The organism is Chitinophaga skermanii, from assembly GCF_003259335.1.
Taxonomy (GTDB): domain Bacteria; phylum Bacteroidota; class Bacteroidia; order Chitinophagales; family Chitinophagaceae; genus Chitinophaga; species Chitinophaga skermanii.
Genome location: NZ_QLLL01000005.1, coordinates 387,782 through 408,338, shown reverse-complemented (window position 1 = coordinate 408,338; position 20,557 = coordinate 387,782). Strand labels below are relative to the sequence as shown.

4 protein-coding genes are annotated in these 20,557 nt (G+C 41.4%); all 4 read right to left on the bottom strand.

What is annotated here, in order from left to right:
- Positions 1 to 3: 3 nt before the first annotated feature.
- Positions 4 to 603 carry a hypothetical protein gene (locus LX64_RS14910; protein ID WP_111598461.1) on the bottom strand — a complete coding sequence of 200 codons (600 nt, stop codon included), beginning with the start codon at positions 601 to 603 and terminating at the stop codon, positions 4 to 6.
- 161 nt (positions 604 to 764) lie between these two features.
- A complete protein-coding gene (locus LX64_RS14905) occupies positions 765 to 1,406 on the bottom strand; it encodes a hypothetical protein (RefSeq protein ID WP_111598460.1) in 642 nt (213 codons plus the stop codon).
- Between the two features lie 52 nt (positions 1,407 to 1,458).
- Positions 1,459 to 3,615 carry a TonB-dependent receptor gene (locus LX64_RS14900; protein WP_111598459.1) on the bottom strand — a complete coding sequence of 719 codons (2,157 nt, stop codon included), beginning with the start codon at positions 3,613 to 3,615 and terminating at the stop codon, positions 1,459 to 1,461.
- 197 nt (positions 3,616 to 3,812) lie between these two features.
- Entirely contained in the window at positions 3,813 to 20,342 is a 16,530-nt protein-coding gene (locus tag LX64_RS14895) for a T9SS type B sorting domain-containing protein (protein ID WP_158538632.1), read from the bottom strand.
- Between the last annotated feature and the right edge of the window lie 215 nt (positions 20,343 to 20,557).

The following is a 20,557-nucleotide window of genomic DNA, read 5'->3' as shown; positions in this document are numbered from 1 at the left end:
TAATTAATACTGGTTATTCTTATAAGCCTTGCGTAAAAGATGCCCGGGTACAATAAATCCCATCACCATCGAAATCGCGGTAAATAACATCAAGTACATCATACTTTGTAACCATAAACCGAGTAAACAACCCGTCCACGCTACAATTGCACCAACAATCAATGGTTTATAGCGTGTAGCAAAACCTACAACGTGCATTAATAACCCGTATAACAACAATAACACGATAAAACCGGCATAAGAAGAAATAGCATTAAAATTCATACCCGCAATTACGATTACTAAGCAAATATAAAAACCCGACGTAAAGGCTTTAATAAGCTCGTCCATATAGGTTCTTACCTTTTCTACCTTCGGTTTTTGCATCACGTTTACACCAATCATAATAATACCGAATAACGTAGCGATGGTCCAAGGTAACATCGGTTGCTTATAGTCGATAAAGTATAAAATGAAGCTTGCTAGGCAAGTTGCAAATAATGCCCAACCCCAAAGGATAAAGCTCGTACCATTGGATTGCATTCCTTGTTTCGCATTGGCAATCATACTATTGATGATTTGAATGCTTTCCATCTCGTTCATCGGCTTATCATTCATTTCCATAGTGAGAATTGATTGTTGTTGGTTTTCTTGAATTAGTTCGCAGCTTCATTTTAGCTTTCCTTGGGCTAAAACGGCGAATTTAAAGAATCAGCGGGTGAAAACCGCATAAATTACATGAAATAGAAAAGTCCTGGCCGTTATAGCCAGGACAATGTATAAAATTAAAAGCTCAATTTCTCAATTAATCCTTTTGTATATCCTTCACCCCATTGTGGAACAATTTTATTCTCTGGCTTCGCTTTTGCGAATTTTTCGATGGACAATGTGAATAGCTGTTTTGCTCTTTCTTTGCTACCACCGAAGGCTTCTGGTGTGAAATAAGCCGATTGACCTTGGAGCATGTACACCCTTGGGTTTTCAGGGTCTACTTGTTTTGCTTTTTCGAGTAAGGTGGCGGCTTCACGACCATAAATCGGGCCTCTTGTCATTGGATCTACATTGATACGAGACGTTGCGATCATCGATCTTACAGTAAGAATTTCGGAGTTATTGGGTTGCAATAATTCGGCCTTATCGAGATTGGCACCTGCAGCATCTGCTAAAGCATCTACTTTATCAGCATCTTTATTACTGAACGCTAACATTACACGGCAATAAGCAGCATAATAATTAGGCAACCATTGTTGCGGTTCAGCAGCTGCAATACGATCGAAAGTATTGGCTAAAGTTTGATATTGAGAAGGGTCTGTTACACTATTCAAAGCAGCCACATTTTTTTCCATAGCAGCTTCAAACTGCGACTGAGCTTGTGCGAGGTTCATTAAACCGAAGCAGAAAGCAATAGCAAATAGTACTTTTTTCATGATAGTTTAGAATTATAAGGTGTTAAGATTTTTTATCGTTTAAACTTGAACGTTAGTTGTTTTCAATTACTTCTTTACTTCTATCGATACCGAAGCTCATAAACATCCCTACAAAGAAGAAGCGGGGAGCCATTGGTCCTACAGCTGCTCTGCGTAAGGCATCGTTTGAATAACGGTAACCATATACTTGATCCGTACCCAAAGCATTCGTTACTGTAAAAACAAATACCGTAAAGGCCTTGCGGATGTTTGTAATATAGTTGGCATTGAAACCAACCGTGTTATATGATTTTGTTCTGTCTTTCATGAATTCGCTCTCAGGACGAGTGGGATTGTAATAAGGACGCCCTGTGGCGAATGTGTAGGTTGCACCCAAATAAGTTTTCATTTTCGGGAAATACTGTTTGTATACAAATGAAGCGGTATGATTTGCCGCAAAATCGGGTTGCACTTGGAATGGGTAATTTAAGTAATCACGTTTTGTATCCAGGTAAGAGTAAGAAATCCAATAATCGCCGTTCTTAATTGTTTTCTTATCTCTCCAATAGAATTCAACACCTTTTGCATATCCCGTTCCACTTGTATTTAAAGTAGGGGTTGTTTTCAACAAATCGTTGTACTTCTTGTAAAACAACTCTGTACGAAATACATGCTGCGTTGAAATGTACTGGTACGCCGCAATGTAGTGTGTTGCACGCATATAACCCAAATCGTGGTTGAGGCGAATATATTGCTGTTCCGGCTTTTGGTAGAACGTACCATATGATACACTTACCTGGCCTTTCACACCCGTTCTGTACGCCAGGTACGCACGTGGTGCAATGTTAGCTGCTTTAATAATAGAAGAATATTCATAACGGGCACCCAAACGAGCTACTAAACGAGGCGTAAAGTATATATCCCCTTCCGCAAAACCAGCCCCATAATGATCATTGTAATTCAAATCATACACATTGTAACGCATTTTCTCTTGATCAAATTGGTACTCAGCACCAAATCGAAGAGCAGAATGACCAAAGTTCCTTGTAATAACCGTACGATACTGAGTCAACGCTTGTGTACTGCGAATATTTACAGTAGGAATATCTTTGGTCAGCGTATCCATTTTGATTTTATCGATGTTGTAACTGTATGACAAGCCCATATCGAGTTTCCAATTTTCATTGATACGTTCGCGGTAGGTTAAGTTGCCGTAAGCGTTGTTATTGTTTAAATCGAAAGCTTCTAAAGCACCGGGATATTGTAAACTGTTGATTTTAAAACCAAAGGCGTTCCTACTATAAGCACCGTAGAACTTCAACATACCACTTTTAGACGTTTTTACTCTAAAGTTAGCCGTAGTATTAAGGCCCGATGGGTAGGTAGAAGGTTCGTTCACCTGCGGTACCAATTTAAAATAAGGGGTAAGATTCATGTAGTTTGCTTCTACACCATAAGAACTCTTTTTATCTTTTGCCAAGTGTGAATAAGCACCACCAAAGCCAATAGAAGAAAGGTTTACGGAGGAAGAAGATTGATCAGGTAAATCGATTGTTTCTAAAATTAAGGCAGAAGAAAGACCTTGACCATATAAAGCGCTATACCCACCACTGCTAAACGTTGTTCCTTTAAATAAGAATGGAGAAAAACGGCCACGAGTAGCAAAATCGGGCATACCTGAATAAAAGGGATTACGAACAAGCATACCGTCGATGAAGGTTTGTGTTTCATAGCCTGTACCACCACGTACGAATAGCCCTTCTTTCTCACCCACTTGCTGTGCACCTGGCAATGTTTTTAATGCCGCTACGATATCGGCATTTGCGCCGCCTGTAGTAACAATATCCAAGGGTTTAAGTACTGTATTTTTCTTCGTATCACTGGCTTCAAAAGCACCTGAAGATATAGTTACCATCTTCAATTCATTCATCGTTTCTTTTAAAACAATGTTTTGTTCAAGCGATGGTGCATTTAATTCAACCTTCACTTCAATGGAACCCATCGTTGCTAATGACGCAACTAGGATAGCCTCGCCGGTAACGTCGGTGGTGAAAGAATAGGAACCGTCTTTTGCAGTAGTAGCCCCGTCGTACGAACCTTTAATGTAAACGTTTACGCCAACGAGAGGCTGTTTTTTAGGGGAAGTTACTCTACCGGAAATTTTGATTTGCGCAAGCAAAGCTCCAGGAAGTACACAAAGGATCAAAAGGGTATAGAATAGCTTAGACATATAGGGTAATTGTTAATTACAGGGCAAACATAAACTGGTTTACGATATAAACCAAATTATTTTATAAATAAATTTACACGTCACAACACATACAATTGATATTCAATATAAATCCTTATAAAAGCATCCATCTATAAATAGGTAGCCGGCATACAAATCGCTTTGTATGCCGGCCGGGATATTAAATAATGTATCGCCTACCGCGTAAGTTCAACCCATCCTTTATAGAGTTGCTCGCCTTGCGGGGTGTTTAATTTAAGAATATAATAGTAAGTGCTTTGCAGCAAGTTCAGTCCATCCCAAGTATTATCGTAATTATTGGAATGGTACACTTGGTTACCCCACCTATTGTAGATGGTTAAGTGCGAGCCTGGATATTTCTCGATACCAATAATCACGAAGCGATCATTTTTACCATCGCCATTTGGTGTGATAATATTCGGTATATAAATATCCTTACCTCCTACCTGTTCATCGCGCGTACGAGCTGCATTATTAGTTGTATTCGGATCAGCGGTTAAGGCGTTAACTGTAGCTTGGTTTGCCACATTCCCCACACCGCTTATACGCAATTTGTAGTGCAATACCGCCGTTTGCCCAACAGCCATGGTATCAATTCTCCATGTGAAATCCTTGCCGTTTGCCGCTACTTGTATATTACCTCCAGTACTGCTTACAAGCTCGAATGTACTTGTATTCGTTGGTGCCGCATCCGTTACCACAACCAGCCTTGCCGTATTAGGACCATTATTCACCACGGTAATTGTATAATCCGCTTTTTGCCCAACACTAAGCGTTGATGTATTATTCAACGTTTTAGTAATTGCCAAATCAGCCTGTGTACCTGCCTGTAAGGTAAGGGAAGTAAACTCAATTAGTGAAGGACCACCGCCCACAGATTCTGCTGTTACCGTAGCTGTATTTAAAATTGTACCTTCTTTGACTATAGTTGCGTCATATTCAAATGTTGCAATTTCACCTGATTTCAATTGTGGGATACTCCAATTAAGCACATTTGTATTTGCATCAAATTGGGCTGTACCCTTACTTGGTGTACTTAATATTGGCGCCGATAATGTACCGTTTGGAGGGAACCTGTCTGCAACATTAAGACTGTGCAGGTCAAAGTTACTTGGATTACGTATCAATAAACGGTAGCGAACGGTTTGACCAACTAAGTACGGTCCTGCCGTTGAGGTTGTTTTCTCTATATTCACCTTAGCAGATGCTTCAATTAACGTGCTAACAGTACTTGTATTATTCGCTAAGTTATTGTCTGTTATCGTAGCCGGTGTTGCGATTGTAGCGGTGTTGGTGATTGCGCCGGTACCAGTAACGATTCCTTTTACTGAAATTGTAATTGTACTACCTGCAGGGAAAGCACCCATATTGGCAGTAATCGTATTCGTATTCCCATTCACATCTATACTGCCACTAGCTCCACCCGACGTATTTAATATTGACGCTGAAATTCTTGACAAATTACTTGGCAATACATCCATAATAGTACTATTGTTAGCTGCAATTGGTCCGTTGTTTCTTGCCGTGATAAGGTACTCGATTGAACCTCCATTCAACACCATAGTTGGGGCTGCTTTAGTAATAGCTACATCAGTTACAAATGAAGTACCCGACACAACAGTGGATACACTATTCGATTGCGCATCTATACCTGTTGGCGATTTACTATAAGCGGTATTATTTATTGTACCGCTAAACAATGAATCCACAACGCCAACAATCGTAACATTTACCGCGGCACCCACCTCTGCAGGTATTGCTACATTATTCAACATCACTAAATTACCCGTACCACTCGCACTTGATACACCATTTATATTGGCATTACCTGTTGCAGTAGCTGTCCAATTTACATTACGTAATGCTGTAGCTACCGTATCACTTAAGATAAGGCTGTTGCCATTAGAAGGACCACTATTTGTATACACCAAGTTGTAGGTTAATTGCTCACCTGCTTTTAGTTGCCTTGCCGATGCAGCTTTGGTGATTTGAATTGTAGGAACGGCTGTTACCAATGTAAGGATAGTATTACTATTCGTTACTTCCGTGTTATAAGTAACGGTGGCTGTATTACGAACAAAATCAGTTACACTTCTGCCTAATGTTCCTTGGATAAACACTCTCACACGGCCTCCCACCGGGATATCTGCTGTAACATTTACGTTTGCACTTGTTCCTGTTGCACCAGCAGTTATTGTACTGCCACCAAAAGCAGCTGTTGTCCAGCTTACATTTTGAATATCCGCTGTAATAGGATCATTAATTACGACACCTGTTCTTGTCAATTCGCCATCATTCGTAATATCTAACTCGTAATTGATTGTAGCGCCTGCCGGCAACTCAATTGGTCCGGCTTTCTTAATCGTTAATCCACTTTCTGCTAATACATTCGTTACCACTAAAGCAATAGCTTTTGTTGGATCAAATACACCAGGTTCAGGATCTGCTGTAGCAATGTTTGTAATAGTTCCAGCAAATGTTGGTGCAATTCGACCATCGACGGTTATAGTTACCAAGCCTGTATTAACTGGGATGTTAGCATTGAATGAAACGTTACCCGATCCTGATGTTACCGTACTCGTAGCCCCTCCGCTTGTTGTCACACGCCATGTTGGGTTTAAAATAGATGGCGGAATGTTGTCAAGAATATGTACATTCTGCGCTGCCGCCGGGCCAAAGTTTTGGACCTGCAATACATATTGAATTGGCGAACCCGCATCGGCAATAGGTGGTGCTGTTTTTCGTATTTGTAAATCCACAGAACGATTCACAACTGTTGTAACCGTACTAGTTCTATTGCCATCGTATTCAACTTCTGCAACGTTAATAATTGTATTTCCCGCACTACTACTTACTATGCCTTGTACTTCAATGAGCACGCTTCCTGCTGCGGATGAAGTGCCCGGGATAGTAGCAGTTAAAGCAATGTTATTTCCACTGCCTGTAGTTTGACTAACCGTTGAACCAATACCCACCGGCCTGGCCGTCCATGTAACATTCGTAATTACATTCGGTACATTATCTCTAATGGCTACAGGTGTTGCAGTTGAAATACCACTATTACGAACTTCTATAGTATACCGAATAGTATCGCCGATATTCACAGATGCAGGACCCGTTTTCGAAATATTTACACCAACATCTGTACTTACTATGGTGGAAACTGTACTGCTGTTGTTTGTAGTGGTTAATTCAACCACACCCTGTCCTGCAGTAACATTCGCGGTATTAGTAATAACACCCGGTGCAGTACTTGGATCTACTATACCTAATACATCTATGTTCACTTTATTATTGGTACCTGCCGGGATATTTGCAATAACACGCAATACATTATTAGCATCCAAATTCTGCGAAACAATGGTTGCGCTGCCAACTGTAGTTACAACAGCACGACCATTCACTATGCTTGCCGGTATAATATCCTCTATTAAAGTATTCGGCGCATCACTGAAGCCTGCATTGGTAATTTCTAATTTATAAACAATATTCTCGCCCGCAATCTTGTTAGCAGGACCACTTTTCACAATAGCTAAGTCTGCTACCCGCAACACACCTGTTTGGAACACACTCGAGTCGCTATTCGCATAAGCAGTATTCGTTATCATACTGGCAGTTGTGTTTGCATGCAATCTTCCATCAATCTTAATCGTTACAAGTCCTACTGTAGCAGGAATCTGTGCAATTATATTAACATTACCACTTCCACTGGTAGTATTCACAGTTGCCCCTCCACTTGTTGTTACAGTGTAAGTTGCATTTATCAATTCTACAGGTAAAATATCCCTAATCGCCACATCTCTTGCCATAGACGGCCCATCATTGGTTACGTTAATGGAATAACTCATAATGCCCCCTGCAATAGCTTGGGTATTACCAGATTTCTCAATCTTCACACCGGTAATCGTTTGCACATTTGTTATAACGCTATCTTGGATGAGCATGTTACCTGGTGTTGTAATACTTGCTTTATTCACGATGTTATTACCATTATAGCCAGGATCAGTGTTCGCATTAATAGTAAATGTAACATCATTATTTGCTCCTGCCGGAATTGCCACCAAAGCATCAATATTACCCGTTCCATTTGCAGGCGATACCGTTACACCTGTTCCTGTAGCAACGGCCGTCCAAGTAGCATTTTGTATACCTTGTGGCAAAACATCTTGTATACGCATTGCATTTGCATCGGAAGGACCAACATTCTTAGCTTTAATGGTGTATTGAATAGATTCACCAGCCACAACAGTGGATGTTCCCAGTTTTTGCAAGGTTACATTCCATTCCTGGCGAACTAGCAAGGTGGCTGAATCAATGGCTAATCGACCACTCGTATCACTCACCGTAGCACGGTTAACAATTGTAGATGCCAACGTGCTTGGTAAAATAGTACCTGCTATTTGAATATTGATCGCATTATTGCTTCCTGCTTCAATACTACCATTTACTACAATATTATTACCCGTACCGCTAGTTGCTCCCGTTACAATTGCATTACCCGATGGGCTAGCTGTCCAACCACTTACAAGTATGCCGGCTGGTACAACATCTTCAATCACTAAATTCTTCGCATTCGACGGGCCATTGTTATTCACCGTAATCGAATAACTTACATTACTGCCTGATACGCCAGTGCCATTGACGCGTTTCCGTATCGTAACATTCGCAACATTATTCACCACCGTAGTAGCACTAGCACTATCCGTTTTATTCTGTGCATCGCGATAGAAAGCTTTGTTAACAATCGTTCCTACATAACTAGGATCAATCGTTCCCGAAACTGTAACATCTATCGCATTTGTATCGCCTGCCGGGATATTCGATGTAAATAAAATTGTACTACTAGTACCCGTTACTTCTTTCAGTGTACCTATCGTAGCATTTCCATTCGCTTTTACCCGCCAATTTATATTTTGAATAGCTGATGGAATAACATCAGAGAATGTAATACCGCTCGCATTCGAAGGACCATTATTCACTAAGCGCATGGTATATGAAATACCACCGCCGGCAACGGCCGTAGATGGACCGGTTTTCGTGATGCGAAGCGCCGCAGCATTTACAATTTGTGTATTGGTTGAGTCCATCGCTGCCGGTACGCCTGCTGTATCAACCGATGCACGGTTTTTAATAATGCCGGTATAATTACCATTTACAAGTCCATCGATTTGTACCACTACTTGGTTATTACTACCCGCTGGGATGTTGGCAATAATTGCCACTTGGTTACCAGTTCCCGTTGCTCCACTTGTAATACTGGCGGCACCAATTGCTGTAGCCGACCAGCGTACTTGACTAATACTTGTAGGAACTAGGTCATTGATTTGAACTGCTGTTGCGTCGGATGGCCCACTATTCGTTGTTAACAGCGTGTAATGGATATCCTTGCCGGCAGCTAAACTATCTGGCGCACTTTTCGCAATGCGCAAGTTTGGTTGCAGCACGATGGTTGTTTGTACTTCGTTGCTATTTACACTTGTTGTGCTTCCACTAGCTTGGTAAGATGCAGTATTGCGAATAATACCACGGAAAGTTGGTGCAATGGTGCCCTGGATATTGATCACAATCCTGTTACTATCGCCCGCCAGTAAATTACCTACAAGGTTTACATCGCCTGCAATATTGGTTTTATTCCCCCCAACAATTGTAGCTGTTCCTTCAGCTGTAGCAGACCAACTCACATTTTGTAATGTGTCACTCACAATATCACTCACAGTAACATTGTTAGCATTCGAAGGACCACTATTATTAATCACCACTTGGTATTGAATCGTATTTCCTGCTGCTGCAATAGCAGGACCAGTTTTGCGAATTTTAATATTTGACCTGTTGATAATCCTTGTTACTACTTGGTTTGACAACGTACTGTCTGTAGCCGATTTTACAGCAACTGCAGTATTGGTTATAGTACCATTTGCATCGGCACCTGTATTGGCCATAATACGCACCTTAATGCTTCCATTAACTGGGATGTTCGCTACAAAATTCACATTACCTGTTCCATTCGTAATATCACCACCAATAATGCTTGCATTCTTAGCCGACGTAGCTGTCCATGTTACATTTTGCAACATACTTGGCACAATATCCCTAACAATAATATTTGTTGCGTCGGAAGGCCCATCGTTATAAACATTTACTTCATATTGTAATGAATTGCCCGCTGCTACTGTATCTTGTCCTGATTTAGTGATTCTTAGATTTGCGCTATTATTAATCGTTGTCGTAACAGTATCACTTACCACCATACCGCCATTATTCATAGTTCCAGTAGCGTAATTCACAATTTGGCCGGTAGCATTTGCGGCAACAGTACCTGTAACATTTACAAGCACTGTGTTCAATGTGCCTACTGGGATAGTGGCAGTAAATCCAATTATGCGTGTAGTGCCTGTAATAGTTCCACCTACAATACTTGCATTACCCGTAGCCGTTGCCGTCCAAGTAATGTTATTCAACACATTTGACAAACTATCCAACACTGCGAAATTCTGTGCAGTTGAAGGTCCTTGGTTAGTGATGAGTAATTGGTAATTCAATGTTTGGCCGGCATTTACTGTACTGCTACCCGATTTCGTAATTTTCACATTCGCAGCATTATTAACAGTGGTGTTAATTGTATTACTATTCAACTCAATATCGCCCGCTTCTATATGCGCTGTATTACTAATAACCCCGCTGAAACTTCCATTTACAACACCGCTGATCGTAACCAATACTCTACCCCCTACCGGTATATTGGCTCGAATAGCTAAATTATTACCGGCTCCCAATCCAGGAGATAATATGGCTGCTCCATTCGTAGCAGATGAGTTCCATGATGGACTTATTACTTCGACTGGAATTGCATCCGTAATCAACACATTATTGGCATTTGAAGGACCTCTATTCGTTATTAAAAGAGAATAATTAATCCTTTCTCCTGCTGCCATAGTAGATGGACCTGTTTTCACTATTTGTAAAAGTCGTTTGGAAACAACATTGGTACTTACAGTTGCCACAGCCGGTGTTGGATCAGTTACGCCTGCTGGTGGTGTTGCTGTTGCTGTATTCGTAATCGCTCCTACATAAGAAGGATCTACATTACCCACTACTTCAATTGTAATAATCCCCGTGTGTGCAGGAATACCAGCAGTTAAGTTAATTGTGTTTCCAGTACCACTTGGCGTATTAATTGTTGCGCCACCACTTGTGGTAACAGTCCATGTAACATTAGAAATGGTACTTGGTATATTATCAACAATACTAGCACCTACTGCATTAGCAGGCCCATTATTACCTACTTCAATTACATAACGAATCAATTCACCTGCGCCAATTTCACTTGGGGCTGTTTTCTTAATTGTAAGATCTGTTGAAGTATTAACCTGCGTAACCACCATACTAGTGTCGATTTCTCCACCAAAGGTTGCATATGCACTATTGGAAACCGTAGCATTTGAAAGTTGACTCACCACACCATGTACGGTTATTGTAACCATACCTGGTCCTGCAGTTGTACCTTCAATATCAGCTGTTAGATTAATGTTATTACCTGTACCGCTTGGAGCGCTTACGGTGGTAGCACCATTGCCCAAAGCAACCGCCGTCCATGTTACTTGCTCAATATCTGCAGGCACCAAATCTGTAATAACAACACCTGTTGCATTGGAAGCTCCGTTATTGGTTACTTCAACAATGTAAGTAATAGAGTCGCCTACGTTAATATTTGCTGGACCGGATTTTGAAATCAGTACGCCGACATCGTTGGTAATTGTAGTGGAAACCTCGCTCGTATTGTTGCTGAGGTTATTATCAGTAACATTTGATGGTGCTTGAATAATAGCTGTATTAGATAATATACCTGGTGGTGTTGCAGGATCAATAATTCCACTGATTTCAATAATAATCCTATTAGCAGCACCTGCCGGAATATTTGCATTCATCGAAAGAATGTTTCCATTCGGTGGTAATGTAGTGTAAGAAGCATTACCCGTTGTGGTGATGGTGGCTCCTGTCAGTGTAATATTCGGCGGTATCTCATCTTTCAAATAAGCACCTATTACATCAGATGGGCCACGGTTACTGGCCACAATTCTATATGTAATTGATTGACCGGCCGCTTTGGTAGCAGGACCAGATTTAACTATTTGAAGATCGGCTTCTTCCATCACTTGAGTGCGTACCGTACTTCTTACAGGTATAGAATCTGTATATCCTGCCGGTAATGCCGCCGAAGCTGTATTTATTATAGTAGTATCCCTAACACTCGATGGCACAGTACCACGCACATTTACGACAACGCTACCATTGTTAGCAGGAATGACACCAACCGTTAGTACATTACCTGTGCCACTAGAAACCGTTACACTCGCACCATTAGTAGTAGTCGCTGTCCATACAGGATTACTGATAAGATTACTAATCGTATCTGTAATTATTACATTACGCGCAAGTGACGGTCCAGTATTCGTTACCGTTATATTATAATTGATTGACTCGCCCGCTACTACTGTAGCAGGTCCAGATTTACTGATCGATAATTTAGCAGTCGATTTTACAATCGTCGTAACCGTAGATGTTACCGGAGAAAATCCATCAGGTATGGCAGCTGCTGTATTACTTATTCCCGGACCTGCAAAGTCAGCACGCACTCTTGCATTGATAACAATGTCGATTGAAGATGACGTATCCGCTGGAATAGCCCCTGTAAGTATTACTGGCCCAGTACCACTAGTTGCCGAAACTTTTGTACTATCGCCTCTTGTGGTTACCGTCCAAGCTACACTATCAAATTCTGCCGCGAGTAAATCACTAATTGCCACGCGTGGTGCATCTGATGGTCCATCATTGGTTACATGTATATTGTATGTTACTGTTTCCCCAGCTGCTATTTCAGCAGGGCCTGATTTAACAATTTTCACATTTGGTAATTGACGCACGCGGGTTGTAACTGAATCTTTAGCGGCTATGCCACCAGGCACTACTGCTGATGCTTGATTCAGAATAGAAGCACCTGCAAATGCTGGGCTTATTTCGCCTGTAACAGTAATTTCAATCCTATTATCGCCATTAACACTCGGTGCAATATCACCTACAATTGTAATATTATTACCTGTTCCATTTGTAGCACCGGCAATCGTTGCATTTCCGCCCACTGTTGCCGTCCAAGCTACATTGGTAATATCAGCAGGTACAATATCTGTTATATTTACATTCCGCGCAAATGACGGTCCTTGGTTAATTGCCACAATATGGTACACAATCTTTCCACCTGCCAACGAAATAATCGGACCCGATTTACCAATTGCTAATTTAGATTCATTCGTTACCACCGTCATCACTTCATTCGAAGCGATGCTATCTGTTGACGAACTTAATGCATATGCCTTGTTCACTATAGAACCCGCAAAATCATTCGCCACCGTACCGTCAACAAATACCAAAATAGCGTGGTTACTACCAGCAATAATATCACCGGTTACATTAACAACATTACCGGTTCCAGTTGCCCCACTGGTTATAGTAGCACTATCTATGGTAATAGCTCTCCAAGTAACATTTGAAATAGTTGCCGGCACCACATCTCGAATCGTTACATTCTTAGCATTAGAAGGCCCGGCATTTTGTAATACTAATACATAACTCACTTCATTACCGGCAGCCACTGTATCGGAACCTATCTTCACCAAATTCAAATTGGCTTCATTGGTAACAGTTGTAGTCACAATATTAGAAGTATCGTTACCATTTGTAGACGTTACCACTGCCCTATTTTCAATTTGCCCTACAAAAGAAGCATTTACTGTTCCTTTAATACGTAATACGACCTGGTTACCCGTTCCAGCAGGTATATCTCCACGCGCATTCACAATACTACCCACTCCACTAGCACCCAATGTAACTGTTGCCGAACCAGATGCCGTAGCTGTCCACGAAACATTCTCAATCATGGTTGGTACAATATCCCGCAAAGCAATGTCAACAGCGTTCGACGGACCTTCATTTGTAACAATCACCGTATAATCGATTTGCTCACCGGCATTAATCGTAGCAGGACCAGATTTATTGACTTTTATAGTAGGGTTAGCTTTTACTTCCGTACGTACATTATTGCTGATCGTAGCATTTCCATCAGCAACAGCATTGGCATCATTTTCAATGTTACCGGTAAAACTTGGATTCACTGTACCAGAAATCGTTATGACTACTTTCGATGTATCCGCCGGCAAATGCACTACCAAGCTCACATTATTACCTGTACCTGTTCCACCGGAAACAATCGACGCATTTTTTTCCGCACGGGTTGTCCACGTTACATTAGACAATTGAGGGCTCACCACATCTCCAATCGTTACCTGCCTTGCATCAGATGGTCCAAGATTAGATGCCACTAATGTATAAGTTAAGATACCTCCTGCATCTACCGTGGCCGGTGCCGTTTTCTCTAGATTGATCGTGTTACTTACCACCAAATTCGTTTGTACCGAATCGCGTACTTCTTGCTTATTTTGATAATCTGCAGTCGCAATATTCAACATGCTACCTGTAGCTGTTGATTTAATACGACCGTGTACATCCACAATAATCAAGTTTGCTTTACCTGCTGGGATACTGCCAGAAAAATTAATCATATTACCACTACCGAAAGCCGATCTTGCAGTAGCATTACCTTGTGTTGTAACAGTATAGGTTACATCTATAACGTCATCCGGTACTAAGTCATCTATCTCAATATCATTCGCATTCGACACACCTGTATTCGTCACAATAATTTGATAATCGATTGTTCCACCTGGTATTGCAAATAGAGGTCCATTCTTTTGAATAGCAATTTTTGCATCATTGGTAACAGCCGTAACCACTGTATTTGAAGGTGTTCTTTCATTGCCTGAAATAGCAAATACCGTATTCTCGATAATACCCTCAAACCCGGGGTCCACAGTGCCTGAAATTTCAATAACAATCCTATTAGCCGTACCTGCACGTAATGTTGCATTTGCACGGAAAACTGAGTCAACGCGGCTATAACTATTCAACCCGGCAGTATCTCCCATCGTCATCTGAACGGTAGGATTTAATAGCCGACTTGAGATGGTATCCACGAAAGCTACATTGAATAGATCGGAAGGCCCTTGGTTGGTAACAACAATTTGATAAGTAATTTTATCACCGGCCGCAACAGTTGCCGGCCCAGATTTTACTATATCAATCTTACCTTTCGTTGTAATGGTAGTTTGAACTAGGTTAGATGTAACGGTTGTTATACCAGGTACCATGGCAGCAGCCCCATTATTAATAACACCCTGCGCACTTGGTTTTACGGTACCTATTACACGTATCGTTACTGTATGGCTATTTCCTGCTGGAATATTCGCACGTACTTCTAAGGCATTACCACTACCGGTGGCACCACTAGTAATAGTGGCATTCCCAGCCGCTACGGCTGTCCATGTAATATTTGTAATCGACGGGTCTAACGCATCTGTAATGGATGTATTGATGGCATCTGAAGGACCTGCATTACGAACGACAATTGTATAATCAATTGTTTCGCCGGCATTTACAGTGGCAGGACCACTTTTAGTTACTTGCAAAGCTGGTTCCACTTCCACTTGTGTAATATTCTCAGCAGATTTCATATCACCCGAACTGCTGGTAGCTGTAGCCACATTATGTAGGTTACCACTGGCAGATGATAAAACGGTACCAGTTATAGTTAACTCAATGTAATTAGTATCATCTATCGGGATATTGGCCGCCGTATTAATATTATTGCCAGCCCCGCTAGTTGGTGCGCCCGCAACAATTTGAGCATTTCCTTTGGCAGTTGCAATCCAAGTTACATTTACAATATTACTCGGAACTGCATCCGCTATTACAATATGTGGATCATTAGATGGCCCTATATTAGATACCCTTACAGTATAATTTATCTTTTCACCTGCCTTTACTCTACCTGTAACAGGACCCGTTTTGGATATTGAAACACCAGATGTTGTATTAATATTTGATATAACAATATTTGATGAAACATTATCACTACCACTTGGTTTCACATATGCAACATTACGGAACGAACCAGTAGCAGAAGGATCCACAGTACCATTTACTGTAACCGTAATACTATTGCCGGCACCAGCTTTTATATTACCATTGAAGCTAATACGGTTTCCACTACCATTGCTAACCGTAGCACTAGCATTACCTGTTGTTGCTACAGTATAAGTTACATTAGTAACCTTTGCAGAGATTGTATCCGCGATAAATGCATTCACTAGATCAGATGGCCCATTATTCGTAATTGTGAAGCTGTATGTAATAGCATTACCGGCCGTTACTTGCGTAGGCCCTGTTTTTACAACATCGATATCAAATTGCTGAATAGGGGTATCTATATCTGTTGATGTATTATTCGAAGTGTTCGTTTCTGTAATTTCTTGTGGGGCTGTAACTGTTGCTGTATTAACCAAGTTGCCGGGGTAATTTGCAGGCACCTGGATACTGTATTTAAACACCACTTGTGAACCTGCAGGCATATTCACATTCGCATTTATAGCACCATTACCACTCGCATTTACTTGCGCTCCACCCGAAGTAGTGGCTGTCCATGTAGCATTGTTTATACCGGTTGGCAAATCGTCCCTAACAACAGCATTCAACACATCTGCAGGGCCGGTATTAGACACCGTAATGGTATAGGTAACCGTTGAACCAGGCACGAAGGTGTCGCTATTATCAGTTTTTACGATGCTCAAATCAGTTGCACGTTTCACCGGGGTGGTGATAGAAGTACTTGGCGTATTTGTAATGACATTATTCGGTGGCTGTACCGTTACGATGTTTTGGATTTGAGGTTGATTATAATCGGAACGAATGGTACCCACCAGTGTAGCAAAGATGGTTTTACCAGGTGTGAAATCAACACCTGTCCATGCACCATTGGATTGATTCAATGTACCTTCACTTACTGTGAAGCTACTTAACTGGAAGCCATTCGGTATTTGATCTTGAATATAAAATACTTCTGTTGGATGAATAGGACTAGGACCACTATTCGTTAAATACACAGTATAAGTTAATGATGCACCTACTAATGCCGTGTCTTTATCTGCAACTTTCCTGATAGAAAGTGCTGCTTGTGCCGGGCCAACATTAATGGATACTTCTCCATTTGCACATAATCCCGCAGGATCACAAATTGTATACGTAAAGTAATCTACACCCACAAAAGAGGCATTCGGTGTATAGGTAAATGATCCATCGGCTCGTAATACAACGGTTCCATTTCGTGGTGGAGTGAAAGGTGTTGTATTCACAGTAATTACATCACCATCCGGATCATAATCATTCTTTGTAACCGTATCTGAAACAGGTACATCACGTACTGTAGAATAATTATCGGCGACTGCTACTGGCGGCCTATTTATAATTGTTCCAGTAACTGTTGCGTTAGGAGCCGGCGTTTGTGTTGTATTTAATACCCGTGCAATATTCGAAACATTAGTTCCACCTTTTAAGGTAGATAGTAATTTTGCACGAATTGTTATTGTAATCGCATTATTCGCACCGGCTGGAATGGTAGCATTTGCTTGGATATTTAAGCCGGTACCTGATGCAGGTGATATTAATACACCATTACCTGTCGTTTGTGCATTCCAACTTGCATTCTCGAACAATAGTGACGACAACACATCATTCACTTCAATATTCGTAGCGTCCGTAGGACCTGCATTCTTCACTACAATGATGTATCCCAATTCTTCACCGGCTCGGTAATTCCCATTATCCGTTTTAGTAATTGTTACAGCCGTTCTCCTTGTATAGGTAATTACCACTGTATCTGTTGATGGAGGACAACTACCATTTGCAATAGTCCAAACCAATGTGGCCGATCCCGGTGCCGCCATGTTCACAGTGGCCGTTGGGTTATTCACGTTTACAATTGTAGCTGCACCCGCTACTACTTTCCAAGTACCTTGGCCAACTGTTGGGGTATTCCCTTGCATTCCAAACACGCCACTATTAAATTGTTCTTGGTCGGGCCCAGCATTGGCAACTGTAGGTAAAGCGCTTACCACTATATTCATCGTATCAGTTGTAGGCGTACAATTGCCACTACTGATATCATATTTAATACGGTATGTACCCGGTACAAGGTTATTAATAGCTGTTGTAATCGCATTCGGGGAAACAATCGTAGGTGTATTCGGACCCGCTAATACGGTCCAGGTTACCGTTGCACCCGGTATTGGATTACTTCCTGTTAAGGTAGTAGTGGTAACATTACATAATGTTTGGTCTGGCCCCGCATTAGATGGATTAGGAATTGGGTCTACTGTATATAAAATGGTATCCCTACTTATTGCACAAGGACCATTCGCTATGCTCCATACAAATGTATAAGTACCTACGCCCATTTGATCCACCTGTGTTCTAGCACTATTCGGGTTTAGAATAGCAGCATTTGTTGGTCCACTCACTTGGGTCCATGTGCCTTTACCAATTGTTGGATTATTACCGTTTAAGAAAACGGTAACACCTAAGCACGTTCTTGTATCAGGACCAGCATTGGCTTTTGTTGGCTGGGCAAATATGAGTGTTGTACCCGATTTAATATTATTACAGCCAACACCAGATGGTGCCGCATCACATTCGTGTTGCGGATCTGTTGGGTTACTAACATTTGGATCAGTTGCATCAGGATCATAGGTACTACCCGAGCGCATAATACTGGCCACATATGTACCACTGCCCGCAGAAGGTATGGAAGTATTTCTTGCTACTATTACATAAGTGGCTGTTCCGTTAGCAATAAGGTCTACTTTCGCTGTATATATACCGTTACTAATTGTTCCTGGATATAAATTACCTGCCCCGCTCATACTAGCACCTATAAAATTCAATGAAGTAAACCCGCTAGGCGCAGAAAATATAAACGTTGCACCATTCGCTCTATCTGGACCATTATTTCTAACAACAACAGTATATCGTACGCTATCGCCAATACAAATCTGTGTTTTATCTACATCAATCGAAACCAATTCTAAATCCGCTGTAGAACGGGTTTCAGAAGTATCATAAGCAATATTATTCGGTGAATAATTATCATAAATATATTGCAATTCAGCACTGTTAATTATTCTATCCGGGGCTGTAGGAGAAACAGTCACAGGTACCGTTATAGGAGGTGCCGTGGCCCCTACCGATAACCCATCAGAACTCTTAGCAATAAATCCAGTACTGCCGTAAGGTATGATCGTCCACCCTGAACCTGTAGGCGAACCATTCAAGGTTAAACCAGCCGGTAAGAAATCCGATACACTCATCTCTATATTAGCCGGCTTAGCCGAAGGGCCATTATTCGTAACAGTAAGTGTATACGACCCATTACTTCCTTTAGAAAGACTACCATTCACTACCTTTCGAATGGCTAAATCTATCGATTGCACTGATACAGCCGTTATCGAAGTATCATTGGTTGGATCATTATCCGGTATCCCCGGTATATTACGTGTTAAGTAAGCTTTTGTAGATAAATTCCCACCTGGTGGTAAACCAGTAACTGTACCTTTTATCGTAAATGTTGCCGTACTATTGGCGTCCATACTTAACAGTGCACCATTCAAAGAAGTATTGGTATAGTTTGTGGCGGTATTATTAGCGTAACCATCGTTAGAAAAATTGATCGACTTTACTTGGAAGGTAGCAGGAACTGAAAAGTTATTCGTTAATGGCAACCCAGTTACGCGTGCATTCGACTGGTTATTCACGGTTACCTTGTAAGTAAGATCTTCATTCACACCCACCATTGGCTTGTCTACACTCGACAATACACTCAAATTACCAGGCGTAGTAATAATGATATTTCTTAACTCGTGGATATTAGAAGCCGACCCTGTAGAAGCTGCGAAACCGAATTTCAAGTTAGCAGGGGCTGCAGGGCTGGCAACGGGACCAAAAACGGTTTTGAAGCTACCGTTTGCAGAGGTTTTTAGTAATACAGTAAGGTTGTAATTATTGCTGCCTTGGATTGGCTCTATTTTGATTTGAATACGGCGGTAATAGGCCGTTGCTGATGGCCGGGTGCTTGTAATAACATCGTAATCCACACTGGTGCCTGCATAGTTCCCGTTCATATACGCATAATTCGTGCTTGCCGGGCCTCTCGCCGCTATAAAATCTTTCGAGTTAGCATTGGCGCAATTACCTGTTGTGGTAACATCCCCTCCTACTTTGCTATCCGTACAGCGCGACCAGTTGCCATATTCATCAATACCAATTCCAATATACCCCCCTGCCAAACCAGGCACAGAACCGTGCTGTGCATAGCCTAAACTACCACCATCTCCTCCAATACGAAAAGTAGGCGTAGCTGCATCAAATAAGAACACGGAAAATCCATCACCACCTCCACCTGCATTACTTCTTCTCCAAGAAACATACTCAAAGTCGATAAACACCCCCAAATTCGTTGGAAAGCTTTGGTTTAAATATCCCCACCCAACTTGGTTCTGGGCATCACTTGTTAAGCGCAGCCAACCATTGTTGGTAGGATCTATTGTGCCCGAAGTAAGTTGTGCTGTTCCTCCAAGGGTTAATGCACCCGCGGTATTTCCTTTGAATGATTCTGTAATCGTGAATTGGGCATCCAGTTGTAAGGTCGACAATAGCATTAAGCCAATCATAGCATAGCCCTTCAAAGCTTTCGCTAAAAAGGCTTTCATATGGCTATACTTCACAATTTTCAATGAGTGTAAAAACATGTGCATCCGCGAATATTTAGATAGTGGAGGTTATTCTTAAGCTTTCTGGATATATCAATTATTGATTACACAATCAATAAGATGTTCATGGCAGGAAATAAGATAGGCGTATAGTAGAGTTCTTACATAACCACAATTATATATATGTCAATAATGGTTATATATCATTTCAAAGA

Coding starts and splice junctions, on each gene's coding strand:
- LX64_RS14905 (WP_111598460.1), bottom strand. CDS start 1,406: ATGAAAAAAGTACTATTTGCTATTGCTTTCTGCTTCGGTTTAATGAAC.
- LX64_RS14895 (WP_158538632.1), bottom strand. CDS start 20,342: ATGAAAGCCTTTTTAGCGAAAGCTTTGAAGGGCTATGCTATGATTGGC.
- LX64_RS14910 (WP_111598461.1), bottom strand. CDS start 603: ATGGAAATGAATGATAAGCCGATGAACGAGATGGAAAGCATTCAAATC.
- LX64_RS14900 (WP_111598459.1), bottom strand. CDS start 3,615: ATGTCTAAGCTATTCTATACCCTTTTGATCCTTTGTGTACTTCCTGGA.